Genomic DNA, 12,389 nt, shown 5'->3' on the forward strand with positions numbered 1-12,389 from the left:
CGAATATTATCCCTTTAATCGATAAATTTTTCCGACTGAATATTCAATTCAATGTCCCAATGCTTAAACTGCTCTTGCTCATCATGCAAGTCGGCAACTAACAATGGCCATTGTTTGGCATCACCAGAAACACTAAGTTGCCATTGTTGATCATTTATGATGGTCAATTCAATGGCAGGAAGCATCTGATCACTGCGGCTATGGTTGAGTAAAACTGCTAGGCGAAGTAACAAACTTAAATAAACTAATTTATGACCGCCAGCCTTTAAAACTTCATTTTTTACATCATTTCGCAATTTACGGCGGTGATGAGCAACCAAATGTGAAAGATGATTTTGGTCAATTTGTGAGAAACCAGGAATATCGGAATGTTGCAATAAATAAGCACCATGACGATGATAGCCACCATGACTAATCGCTAAACCAATTTCATGCAAATATGCTGCACGACGCAGTAAGTCACTGTCTTCACTCGTTAAATTAAGCGGTTTAGCGACACTGTCAAATAAGTGTTGAGCCGTATTTACAACTCGTTCTGCCTGTTTCGGATCGGCGTTATAACGTCCCATTAACGCTTGTACACTACGGTCGCGGATATCCTCATGCTTAAAACGGCCTAACAGGTCATACATGACTCCTTCACGTAATGCACCATCAGAATATGCCAAACGTTCAATTTCTAAAACTTCAAAAACAGCGTACAAAATTGCCAATCCGGCTGGCAAAACTGCTCGTCGGTCTTCTCGAAGTCCTTCAAAATCAATTTCAGAAATATTTTTGAACTTAAGTAACTTATCTTTAAGTTTATGCAGACCTTCACGTGTGACATTTTCTTGCTCGTCACTTAGCCCCATATTCACCATAATCTGGCGGCAAGCTTTAATGGTCCCACTTGAACCTACAACAGTATCCCACCCTTCCATCTTATAAGTGGTGGCGATTGCTGAAAGCTCTTTACGCGCAGCAACAACTGCTTTATCAAATGCTTTTTGTGTGATTTCACCATCGGCAAAATATGCTTTTGTATAGGCTACACAACCCATTTGTAATGATTCAGTATAAATTGGCTCAAATTCTTCGCCAATAATAAACTCGGTAGATCCACCACCAATGTCAACCACTAAGCGGCGTCCACCATTGGCCATCGTATGTGATACACCAAGATAAATCAGGCGTGCTTCTTCACGGCCTGCAATAATTTCAATAGGTTTAGGTAAAATTTCAGCAGCTTTTTGAATGAACTCATGTCCATTTTTAGCCTGACGCAAAGCGTTCGTCGCCACAATTCTTAAACGGTTAGGCTGAACTGAGCCTAAACGCCCAACAAAACGAGCCAAACAGGCTAAACCACGTTGCTGTGCTGCTTCTGTTAAGTTTTTATTTTCATCAAGACCAGCTGCAAGCTGTACTTTTTCTGACATTGAAGCCACTTTTTTAACTTCACCGTGATCTACCCGTGCAATGGCAAGGTGAAAACTGTTCGACCCCATATCTATGGCAGCAAGTAATTCTTCATCAATCAGAAAGTCAGACATTATTGAACTAAACCCATAACAATTCACGCCTAGAGTAATTCACAAGAATGCAATTGAAAAGCCATTTTCATCAACAATTAATAGCCTTTGATATTTTTCTATTTGTTAAACGATTGTACAAGCCGATGATGAATATCGTCAGCATCCATTAGACAATTTTACTTAAGCCTTGAATAATAGCATCAAACCCTTACATTGAACTAAGTAGCTATGTAATACTGATAGAGATTATCTCCTCCTATAGTGATAGCACTTTTTTCTAAAAATTGGAGCCGTACCATGTCTGCGACTATTGTAAATACAACTGATGATAACTTCCAAGCAGATGTTCTAGATGCTGAAACACCTGTACTTGTTGACTTTTGGGCAGGTTGGTGTGCACCTTGTAAAGCAATTGCACCTGTTCTTGAAGATTTATCAAGTGAATATGCGGGTAAAGTAAAAATCGTTAAAGTTGACGTGACTTCTTGTGAAGAGACGGCAGTGAAATACAATATCCGTAATATTCCTGCTCTATTACTTTTCAAAAATGGTGAAGTAGTAGCTCAGCAAATCGGCGCTGTGCCTCGTTCTAAACTCGTTAGCTTCATTGACGAAAACGTTTAAGACGTAACGTTACAGATGAAAATACGCTATACCTTTATAGCGTATTTTTTTCGGCTATAAATTGACAAATTAGCTGATCTCACTTATATTGCATGCTCAAGAGGCACTGAAGGGAATCGTCTTCTGTCCGGCTTCTTACAAGACACAAACATAAAGATCGCCACTCGGCAACAGAAATTGTTTTTTCACATTTCTCTTCGAAACAGTTAATCAGACTTCTGAATTGTTATTGTGTAAATACAATTGCGATACTCTTTTTTGTATGCGAGCGATTTTTCTTCTTTTTAAACCACACTCTACTCTTTCCTAATTCTGACCCTTATGAACTTAACTGAACTCAAGAAAAAACCAATCGGCGAACTAATTAAAATTGCTGAATTTATGGGCCTTGAAGGTATGGCTCGTAACCGAAAGCAAGATATTATCTTTGCCATCTTGAAACGCCATGCGATGAATGGCGAAGAAATTTTTGGTGACGGCGTTCTTGAAATTCTCTCTGATGGTTTTGGTTTTTTGCGCTCTGCCGCAGGTTCGTATTTAGCTGGTCCGGATGATATTTATGTGAGTCCTTCACAAATCCGACGCTTTAACTTGCGTACAGGTGACACCATCACAGGTACCATTCGTCCACCAAAAGAAGGTGAGCGTTATTTTGCTTTGCTCAAAGTTAATCAAATTAACTATGACACACCAGAAAATTCACGTAACAAAATTTTATTTGAAAACTTAACTCCACTTTTCCCGACCGAACAACTGGTTATGGAACTTGGTAATGGTACAACAGAAGACTTGACCGCGCGTGTAGTCGATTTAGTTGCACCAATCGGTAAAGGTCAACGTTCTATTATTGTCGCTCCGCCAAAAGCGGGTAAAACAATGTTACTTCAAAACATTGCTCAATCTATTGTGAGAAACAATCCGGAAGTTTTCCTTATTGTTTTATTAATTGATGAGCGCCCAGAAGAAGTAACCGAGATGGAGCGTACTGTACGCGGTGAAGTCGTTGCGTCAACATTTGATGAAGCACCAGCACGTCACGTACAAGTTGCAGAAATGGTCATTGAAAAAGCAAAACGTCTTGTTGAGCACAAAAAGGACGTCGTGATTTTACTTGACTCCATTACACGTTTAGCCCGCGCATACAACACAGTAATTCCTTCATCAGGGAAAGTATTAACTGGTGGTGTGGATGCACATGCTTTAGAACGTCCAAAACGTTTCTTCGGTGCTGCTCGTAATATCGAAGAAGGCGGTTCTTTAACAATCATCTCTACTGCTCTTATCGAGACTGGCAGTAAAATGGATGATGTAATTTACGAAGAGTTTAAAGGTACAGGTAACCAAGAAATTACACTTGATCGCCGTATTGCTGAAAAACGCGTCTTCCCTGCCATGAATATTAAGAAATCTGGCACACGTCGTGAAGAACGTTTAATGGATGAAGATAAATTACGTAAAGTTTGGATTCTCCGTAAACTTCTTCACCCTATGGATGAGTTGGCGGCTATGGAGTTCTTACTTGATCGTATGAAAGAAACCAAAACAAATGATGATTTCTTTGATCAGATGAAACGTAAAGCTTCAACATAAACATATTATTTATTCTAAAAAGGCCGCTCTATTGAGTGGCCTTTTTTATTTGGTTGACAAGCTTTACACAAAAATACATTTTGCTGATTTTTATGTAAAATTATTTATAAGTTTTTGAAAACAAATATTTTTAATATAAAAAAGCCATGTTTTTTAGTAGCTTACTTATACCTTTTCCAATATATCTCAGCTGATTAATTGTTTTTTTCTGTTAAAAAACAGGCTTTTTTCACTCTTTTCCCGATCTTTTTTGACAGCCAACAGTAGTATTTCAACATTTGCAGTGATAGCATAGCGGCAGACCAGTTAGACTGCTCCATGCGTTGTTACCTAGCTACGTTTTAGGAATAATAAAAGCAAAACAGTCCAACTTAGGTTTTTTTAATCTCAAATCTTTTTTGTGAGAGTGATGCCATGTTATTCAAAAAATTCGCTGTTGCTGCTGCTGTTGCTGCTACTTTAGCTTTCGTTGGTTGTTCTAAGAAAGAAGAAGCTCCTGCTGCTGCTGCTGCATCTGAAGCTGTAGCTGCTGCTTCTGAAGCTACTGCTGCTGCTTCTGAAGCTGCTGTAGCTGTTGACGCTGCTGCTTCTGAAACTGCTGCTGCTGCTTCTGAAGCTACTACTGCTGCTTCTGAAGCTACTGCTGCTGCTTCTGCTGCACACTAATCTATACTCTAGATTAGCGAAAAAAGAGGACATTTTGTCCTCTTTTTTTATACCTAAATTTTATGTTTACGCATCAAAAATAGATTTGATGTATTAATGGCTAAGTATACTTTTCTAATATTAAGAAAAATTTATTCTAGATTTATTTAAAGTCATAAATAAAAAAGCAGATCAATCGATCTGCTCATTTCCAACGCGTTGTCTAAATTTCTGACCCGCTCTGAAGGTAACTACACGACGTGCAGAAATCGGAATTTCTTCGCCAGTTTTCGGATTACGTCCTGGACGCTCGCGTTTATCTCTAAGCTCGAAATTACCGAAACCAGAAAGCTTAACCTGCTCGCCCGCAATAAGCGCTTGGCTAATTTCGTCAAAGAACAACTCGACCATTTGTTTTGCTTCACGGCGATTTAAGCTGGTTAACTCACTTAAATGATCAGCCATGTCTGCTTTAGTTAGTGCTGTCATGAGGCCCTCAATGTCGCTTGATAAGTGTTTTCCAACACTTGGATTATATTGTCCATACCAGATTTAATTTCAGCATCTTCAAGCGTACGTGAAGGATGTTGCCATAATAACGCAAACGCTAATGAGCGTTTACCTTCTTCGACACCCTGCCCCGTATACACATCGAATAACCAAGTAGAGTCTAAAAGCTCTCCACCAGTTTTTTCGATTAACTGCTGAATATCTCTAACATTTATATTATCAGAGATTAAAAGCGCAATATCACGTCTAACCGAAGGAAAACGTGATAATTCTGTAAAATTAGATACATAAGATTGCAAAACAGCAGCCTGATCAAGCTCGGCAACCCAAGTTGTGCTCAAATCTAGTTCGTTTTCTAAAGATGGATGCAAGCGGCCCAAGTAACCAATTGATTGGCCATCAACTAAGATTTCAGCAGATTGCCCTGGATGCAACCATGGACGCTCTGAACGTACATACTCAACTTTGACACGTCCAGCAGCTAAAATCTCTTCTACTTCACCTTTAAAATCGAAGAAATCCATTGGCTGTGGCTTAGCATGCCATGATTCAGGTTCACGAGAACCTACGGCAACTAAAGCCAATGTAGGAATTTGCTTCAGATCCTGAATAGAATTAGCATTTTGATAATCAAAACGTAAACCTAGTTCAAAGAAACGTACACGGCTTTGCTGACGGTTTAAATTATATTGTACACAAGGGATTAAACTCGAAAGCAATGTGCTGCGCATTGCAGCCAAATCACTAGAGATTGGATTTGCCAACATTAACGGACTTACTTGCGGGTTCAATTGCTTTTCAAGTTTTGCATCAGCAAAGCTAAAGCTAATCGCTTCTTGATACCCTAAAGTGACTACCGTTTGACGTAACTGCGCGATTTCAAAACGATCTTGGTACTTAGCAAGTTGAACATCCATACTTGGTAAGCTGATCTGAATATTGTCATAACCATCAATACGTGCAACTTCTTCAATCAAATCTTGATAAATTGCCATATCGTAGCGATGTGATGGTGGAACTACGCTCCATTCACCATTCGCTTGAACAGTGACTTCACAACCTAATCGAGTTAACGCATCTGTAATGAACTCTGCCGCTACTTTGTAACCCAACAACTGGTCTACTTGAGCTTGCTTAAGTTCAATCGCTTCACGTTTCGGAAGTAAATCAGATTTTTCAGCTACAGTAATTGGACCGAACTCACCACCCGCCAACTCTTGAATAAGCTGAGAAGCACGGTTCATCGCAATTAACGGCAATTCAAAATCTACACCGCGTTCATAACGTTGTGAAGAATCTGTATGTAAACCAAAGCGACGAGCACGTCCAGCAATCGCAAGCGGAGCAAAAAATGCGCTTTCCAAGAAGATATCAGTCGTATCATCAGTTACGCTTGATGCTAGCCCCCCCATGATACCAGCGATTGCTAGTGCTTTCTGGTCATCAGCAATAACCATCACATCATCTTGTAGTTCAACTTCTTGATCATTTAAAAGCTGTAACTTTTCTTGTGGCTGAGCTTGGCGAACATGTACAGTCCCTTCGATTTTAGCTAAATCGAAAGCATGCATTGGCTGACCCAATTCCATGAGGACGTAATTCGTTACATCAACTAAAATACTATGAGTACGAATTCCTGAACGTGCTAAAGCCTGTTCCATCCATTCAGGGGTCGCAGCTTTAACATTTACATTTTTAATGACACGTCCTAAGTAGCGTGGAGCACCATCAGTGCTGATGACTACTTTTTTCTCATCAGTGATTGTCGCATCAACTGATTTGATTTCAGGCTCATTCATTTGCAGTTGGTTAATCACTGCAACTTCACGTGCGATACCACGAATACTAAAGCAGTCACCACGGTTTGGTGTAATACTAATATCGATGACATTATCATCAAGTTTTAAGTATTCACGGATGTTTACCCCTACTGGAGCATCATCAGGTAACTCAAGCAAACCATCGATTTTATCTTCAAGATCAATTTCAGAAGCACCGCACAACATGCCTTGTGACTCGACACCACGAAGCTTACCTTTTTTGATTTTAAAATCACCCGGTAATACTGCACCAATAGTTGCCACAGGTGCTTTCATTCCAGCACGAACGTTAGGAGCACCACATACAATTTGTAAAGGCTCACCTGAACCAATATTCACTGTTGTTACACGCAGACGGTCTGCATCAGGGTGCTGCTCAACTGTTAGGACTTCACCAACTACAACGCCAGTAAATGGCTTAGCAACAGGTGCCAGCTCATCTACTTCAAGACCAAGCATAGTCAACTGATCAGATAATGTATCGCTATCAATTGCTGGGTTAACCCATGTGCGTAACCAATTTTCGCTAATCTTCATCTTTATAAAACCTTATTTAATCCTGAAAAAATGTTAGGCAAATTGGCGTAAGAAACGCACATCATTTTGATAGAACATACGCAAGTCATTAATGCCATAACGCAACATTGCAAAACGTTCTACCCCTAAACCAAAAGCAAAGCCTTTGTATTTATCAGGATCAATCCCCGCAGCACGCAATACATTTGGATGTACCATGCCACAGCCTAATACTTCTAACCAACGTCCACGCTCATCCATGATATCCACTTCCGCACTAGGCTCTGTGAATGGGAAATATGATGGACGGAAACGTACTTTTAAATCTTTCTCAAAAAATTCATTCAGTAGGTTAATCAATAAACCTTTTAATTCAGCAAAGCTGGTGTTCTCAGCAACGTACAAACCTTCAATTTGATGGAACATTGGCGAATGCGTTTGATCTGAGTCGCAGCGGTATACACGGCCCGGACATACAATACGAATTGGCGGCTGGCTTGTTTCCATAGTACGAATTTGCACACCAGAAGTATGCGTACGCAACAAATGGTTTGCATCGAAATAGAAAGTATCATGCATAGCACGTGCAGGATGGTGCCCAGGAATATTTAATGCTTCGAAGTTATGATAGTCATCTTCAACTTCTGGTCCTGTAGCAACCGTAAAGCCAGCTTTAGTAAAGAACTGGCAAATACGTTCTTGCACTTGAGTAACAGGATGAACTGTACCAATGCGCTGTCCACGGCCTGGCAAAGTAATATCAATGGTTTCACTTGCTAATTTTTGCGCCAGTGCAGCTTGTTGTAATGCTGTTTGACGTTCAGTTAAAGCGTTATTAATTGTTTCTCGAACAGCATGAATCGCAGCACCTTGTACTTTACGTTCTTCAGGGTCCATTTTCCCTAATGCTTTCGATTGTTCTGCAAGCTGGCTTTTTTTCCCTGTAAATTGCACACGCACCTGATCAAGTGCAACAAGGTCTTGAGCTGCTGCAATGGCAGCAAGCGCTTCTGTGGTCAGGGCTTCCAGTGACATAGTAACTCTCAAAGCAACAAATTTAAAAATATAATAAAACACTGCATTCTAACAGTTTTTCACCGTATTGATGAAGTTTATCCATCATGAAAAATGTATTAGGCAACAAAAAGATAAAACGTATAAAATAATAGCATCGTCAATGAGATCAATTATTATGGCGCTTAATCAGATTTGGAAACAACAACTTACACTTGTGACCTATGGTAATGAATACCTACGTCAGAATTTAAGTTTTAGCCAATGGCGACAACATCATATTTTTGACCAGCATAGTTTTCAATTTCGTGACTTAATTTCACAACATTTACTTGCTCAACATTTCCAAGTTTGGTTAGAAGCACTCAAAAAACAAGGGACGACTCAAATCTCTCTTCACCTATCTACTATTTTAAATGAAGAGCAAAACCCGAATAGTAATGTCGAGCTTTTACCTTATGCTCATTTTATTGTAAGTCATCAAAATAATAAGAAAATCGCATGGATTTTTGGACATGAGCTTGCCGAATGGTACAGCAGCGATAACGAGTTTGAGCCGCCTCTGACTCAACGCAGCGATTTACGCTTAGAGACTTTCTGGCGTTTTGAATTGAATGAAAAATTATCTAAGAAAGTTGAAGCTGACTTAAAAGCACCTCAATGGGACGAAATTTCAGACTTTATGGAAACTGAGTTATTTCGAAGTAAGTATGCAGCAGGTTTTGAAGAACCAGAATTTCAGAAAAAATATTTTGATGGGTCAACACATCAAATTTCGGTAGAGCATCAACCAACTCTTGCTCTTATTCCTGAAAGCTACCCAGCAGATTGTGCACATCAACTCCTCTACCGCACTCAGGCTTTATCAGATTATTTAGAGCAAAAAAAACGCACCGCAAATGATCCTTTAGGGGAAGACTTAGACCAAGAACAAATTATTAACTTAAGAAATTTCACCCACAAAACTGACGACCTATTTGCAAAACTTATTGTGAAAGCAGCCAATCATTATCAAACAGCTCAATTAAAACCTGTTGAAAAACCCTCTCCTTTTGATGCAACGAATGAGTCCGCAACTCATTTAAAAGCACCTCATCATAAGGCTGGAGGAACAGGGGTAATCAAGCTTATTGTTCTGACAATAATTATTTGTGCCTTAGCTTATTATTTTGGTCTTTAAATTTAATATAAGTTCAAACCATTTTCATGCATCGTGAGATAACTGGATTCATTATAGATTAAAAAGATATCTATATTTGAGTAAGTTTCTTGTAGCAAAATAATGCATTCCTCCATAACTCTTTACCTATAAGATTATGGAGGATTAATTCCTAATTTCCTTTATTGCTCGATACTACCGACAATCTAACTGCATTTTTCCAATTTCTTAGGCAAGTTAATTATTAATAAATTTTTTAACTTAATCAGAAAGTTAAATCTAAAATTTTTAAGTTATACAGAATAATTCCTATGCTTTTTTAAAAATTATAACAACTTAGGTGACAAAATAGAAAAAATGAAGCAATTAAGTTGACGTTTTTAAAAAATTGAAATAAATTAAAAGTTCGCTACTTAGGATTTTTCCTTACTAAATTCGGAACGTTATATATGGTCAAATACCCTCATCCATCAACATTTGATAAAGAGTTAACAGACGATAAATTAACTTATATTTCAAAGTTAATGTTTCAAAGCTTTGATAAAACATTCAAAGATACTCGAGATATTGATGATGATAACTATACTTTCGGTACAATGTTTTTTAAGCGAACACATAATTGTTTTATTCGCGAGTTCAATGATGAACAATGCCCTTTTGATATAAAAGTTTTAAATAGAACCAATAAATTCATTTTCCAAATTGGACAAACTCCTTGCAGATTTTTTGAAGAAAAAGATTATTTCCATCCAACAAAAAAAGGGGCTTTTGTATCCACTATACAGCCTCAACTTAGTTTATTTAATGAAGAAATAGGTATACCCGTATTTTCAAATTTTTACTTAATGTATTCTCTCGATGAAGATGAAATTCCACTTGTAACAGTTGTTTTTGTTAGCTATGACGCTAATAAAAATATAGTTTCATTTTGGGAATATAATTCTTCTAGTTTCGTCCCTGCAATTTATTCTGATGATTTATACACTCCTGATGGTAATAACAATAAACGATCTAGAAAATTATCAAGTAAACACCGCAAAGAGAGTGGATCAAATGAGATCTAAAATAGTAATTAGGTTATAAGATGTTTAACACTTTTAACGGCTTAGAGCTAAAATTGCTTCGGTTATTCAATGGGTTATCTCTTGAAGACGTTGCGATTAAAGTTGAAAAATCTAAACAATATATACATAAGCTTGAAACTGGTCTTAGTTATCCAACTGATGATCTATTAAAAAGCTTATGTAACTTATTTAATGTCAAAGAAGAATTCTTCTATCAAGTTCACTCACCTTTGCAAGAAGATCAGATTCATTTCCGAAGTCTAAAAACCTCAAGACAATTTGCAAAACAAATTGTGATAGCTCGAGCTGAACAATTAAACCGTCTAATTAGGTTTATTGAAACAAATGTTAACTTGCCTGAGTATGCAATTAGTGCAGAGGAAATTGACCACACCCTACTAACAGGAGATCAAATTGAAAAGATTGCTGATAATTTTAGACAGAACTTCAACTTAGGTTTAGCTCCAATTCCCAACTTAACTGAATTCTGTGAAGATATAGGAATAATTATTACGGATTTTGATTCGGTCTCTGCTGAAGTTGATGCGCTATCTTTAGTTTGCCAAAGACCCATTATTGTCAGAAATACTAGTAAAGAGAGTGTATGCCGCCAACGCTTTGATATAGCTCATGAAGTTGGTCATATGGTTCTTCATAATGGTGTTACTACTGGAGATACGTTGACTGAGTCCCAAGCTCATAGATTTGCCAGTTCACTTCTATTACCACAATCTATGCTTAGAACAAATTTCCATATTCTATTTAGAGGTGGGAGATTTGATTGGAAAAAAATGAGCGAGTTCAAAAAAATTTGGGGAATTAGTAAAGCTGCAATTCTATATAGAGCCAAACAGCTTAATCTAATTAATGAAAATCAATATAAGACAGGCATTATTCATCTACGAGTTTCTGGTGAAGCTAAACAAGAAATTGAAGATCCAGATATGACTCTAGAGACTCCCTCTTTACTACAAGATGCTATCAATATCATGTTAGATGATGGCATTTCAACAGAAGAAATTGCTGATAAATTAAAAATATCAACACAATTATTAGAAAAGTTAACTGGTATGAAACTTCCCAAAATAAAACATAACTTAAGAGTTTTATAATAAAAAAAGACCGCTAAAAAGCGGTCTTTTTTTGAATCTCTAAGCTTATGCAGCTAATGCGCCTTTAGCTTTTTCAGCTAAAGCAGCAAATGCTACTGCATCATGCATAGCGATGTCAGCTAATACGCGACGGTCGATGATCACTTGAGCTTTTTTCAAGCCATCGATCATACGGCTGTAAGACAAACCGTTTTGACGAGCACCAGCGTTGATACGCGCAATCCATAGAGCACGGAATTGACGTTTCTTCTGACGACGGTCACGGTAAGCGTATTGACCAGCTTTGATTACCGCTTGGAACGCTACGCGGTAAACGCGTGAACGGGCACCGTAGTAACCTTTAGCGCGAGCAAGAATTTTTTTGTGACGGCGATGAGCCACTACACCACGTTTTACACGAGCCATTTATAATCTCCTTAGATGTATGGGCACATACGACGAACTGAAGCAACGTCACTTACGTGAACCATTACACAGCCGCGCAATTGACGGATACGCTTAGCAGATTTTTTGGTCAAAATGTGGCGCTTGAATGCTTGTTTGCGCTTAAAACCGTTTGCAGTCGCTTTGAAGCGTTTAGCTGCACCACGGCGAGTTTTTAACTTAGCCATAGTAACCTCTTTTGGGCACCTGTTCGGCACGATTGCACCATTGCAAAATCGACCTGCAGGTAAGGAAGCGCGTATTTTATAGTATGCTGACTAAAATTAAAACTATTCCTAGATTTTTTTTAAATTAATCCCTTTAGAAATGAGAAAAACCTATCTCTTTTTTAGATGAATATAATCGGCAATAATTTCAGCATCGCTGCTTATTTA

General features: G+C 38.2%; 13 protein-coding genes and 1 pseudogene. 6 read left to right on the forward strand and 8 right to left on the reverse strand.

From position 1 onward, the window contains the following. Positions 1 to 14: 14 nt before the first annotated feature. Positions 15 to 1,535 carry an exopolyphosphatase gene (gene ppx, locus G9371_RS04780; protein WP_001279273.1) on the reverse strand — a complete coding sequence of 507 codons (1,521 nt, stop codon included), beginning with the start codon at positions 1,533 to 1,535 and terminating at the stop codon, positions 15 to 17. 279 nt (positions 1,536 to 1,814) lie between these two features. Between ppx and trxA the strand changes: the two genes are divergently transcribed. Next, entirely contained in the window at positions 1,815 to 2,141 is a 327-nt protein-coding gene (gene trxA / locus G9371_RS04785; RefSeq protein ID WP_001276875.1) for a thioredoxin, read from the forward strand. A 321-nt stretch (positions 2,142 to 2,462) separates the two neighbouring features. Continuing rightward, complete coding sequence (gene rho, locus G9371_RS04790; protein ID WP_001054522.1) at positions 2,463 to 3,731, forward strand: transcription termination factor Rho; 1,269 nt, start codon at positions 2,463 to 2,465, stop codon at positions 3,729 to 3,731. A gap of 194 nt (positions 3,732 to 3,925) precedes the next feature. On the opposite strand, the gene G9371_RS04795 is transcribed toward rho, so the two are convergent. Continuing rightward, complete coding sequence (locus G9371_RS04795) at positions 3,926 to 4,051, reverse strand: hypothetical protein (protein ID WP_002127429.1); 126 nt, start codon at positions 4,049 to 4,051, stop codon at positions 3,926 to 3,928. A 94-nt stretch (positions 4,052 to 4,145) separates the two neighbouring features. Here G9371_RS04795 and G9371_RS04800 point away from each other — a divergent pair, with 94 nt between their 5' ends. Continuing rightward, positions 4,146 to 4,397, forward strand: a complete 252-nt coding sequence (locus tag G9371_RS04800; RefSeq protein ID WP_000897673.1) for a hypothetical protein — start codon at positions 4,146 to 4,148, stop codon at positions 4,395 to 4,397. Positions 4,398 to 4,568: 171 nt separating this feature from the next. On the opposite strand, the gene G9371_RS04805 is transcribed toward G9371_RS04800, so the two are convergent. Genes G9371_RS04805 through pheS form a run of 3 tightly spaced genes read right to left on the reverse strand, consistent with a single transcriptional unit; the run spans position 4,569 to position 8,257 of the window. Next, positions 4,569 to 4,865 carry an integration host factor subunit alpha gene (locus G9371_RS04805; protein ID WP_000126166.1) on the reverse strand — a complete coding sequence of 99 codons (297 nt, stop codon included), beginning with the start codon at positions 4,863 to 4,865 and terminating at the stop codon, positions 4,569 to 4,571. Continuing rightward, complete coding sequence (gene pheT, locus G9371_RS04810; protein WP_029423657.1) at positions 4,862 to 7,243, reverse strand: phenylalanine--tRNA ligase subunit beta; 2,382 nt, start codon at positions 7,241 to 7,243, stop codon at positions 4,862 to 4,864. The genes G9371_RS04805 and pheT overlap by 4 nt, the downstream gene beginning before the upstream one ends. A gap of 33 nt (positions 7,244 to 7,276) precedes the next feature. Further along, entirely contained in the window at positions 7,277 to 8,257 is a 981-nt protein-coding gene (pheS, locus tag G9371_RS04815) for a phenylalanine--tRNA ligase subunit alpha (RefSeq protein ID WP_000050952.1), read from the reverse strand. Positions 8,258 to 8,414: 157 nt separating this feature from the next. On the opposite strand from pheS, the gene G9371_RS04820 reads away from it, so the two are divergent. From G9371_RS04820 to G9371_RS04830, 3 genes are all read left to right on the forward strand, one after another. Continuing rightward, the gene (locus G9371_RS04820) at positions 8,415 to 9,416 is read left to right on the forward strand and encodes a hypothetical protein (protein WP_024438103.1); all 1,002 of its coding nucleotides are present in this window, start codon (positions 8,415 to 8,417) and stop codon (positions 9,414 to 9,416) included. 428 nt (positions 9,417 to 9,844) lie between these two features. Next, complete coding sequence (locus G9371_RS04825; RefSeq protein WP_029423656.1) at positions 9,845 to 10,459, forward strand: hypothetical protein; 615 nt, start codon at positions 9,845 to 9,847, stop codon at positions 10,457 to 10,459. A 20-nt stretch (positions 10,460 to 10,479) separates the two neighbouring features. After that, positions 10,480 to 11,571 carry an ImmA/IrrE family metallo-endopeptidase gene (locus tag G9371_RS04830; protein ID WP_029423655.1) on the forward strand — a complete coding sequence of 364 codons (1,092 nt, stop codon included), beginning with the start codon at positions 10,480 to 10,482 and terminating at the stop codon, positions 11,569 to 11,571. A gap of 45 nt (positions 11,572 to 11,616) precedes the next feature. Here the strand turns inward: G9371_RS04830 and rplT are convergent, their stop codons facing one another. The 3 genes and pseudogenes from rplT to G9371_RS19195 form a co-directional block, all read right to left on the reverse strand. After that, complete coding sequence (rplT, locus tag G9371_RS04835; RefSeq protein WP_000124858.1) at positions 11,617 to 11,976, reverse strand: 50S ribosomal protein L20; 360 nt, start codon at positions 11,974 to 11,976, stop codon at positions 11,617 to 11,619. An 11-nt stretch (positions 11,977 to 11,987) separates the two neighbouring features. Further along, on the reverse strand, positions 11,988 to 12,182 hold the full coding sequence (rpmI, locus tag G9371_RS04840; protein ID WP_001096359.1) for a 50S ribosomal protein L35: 195 nt from the start codon (positions 12,180 to 12,182) through the stop codon (positions 11,988 to 11,990). Next, a pseudogene (locus G9371_RS19195) lies at positions 12,170 to 12,301 on the reverse strand (hypothetical protein); the annotation flags it as partial. The gene rpmI and the pseudogene G9371_RS19195, both read right to left, overlap by 13 nt. Positions 12,302 to 12,389 lie beyond the last annotated feature (88 nt).

Origin of the sequence: Acinetobacter sp. EKM10A (assembly GCF_011075215.1) — a bacterium.
GTDB lineage: Bacteria > Pseudomonadota > Gammaproteobacteria > Pseudomonadales > Moraxellaceae > Acinetobacter > Acinetobacter baumannii.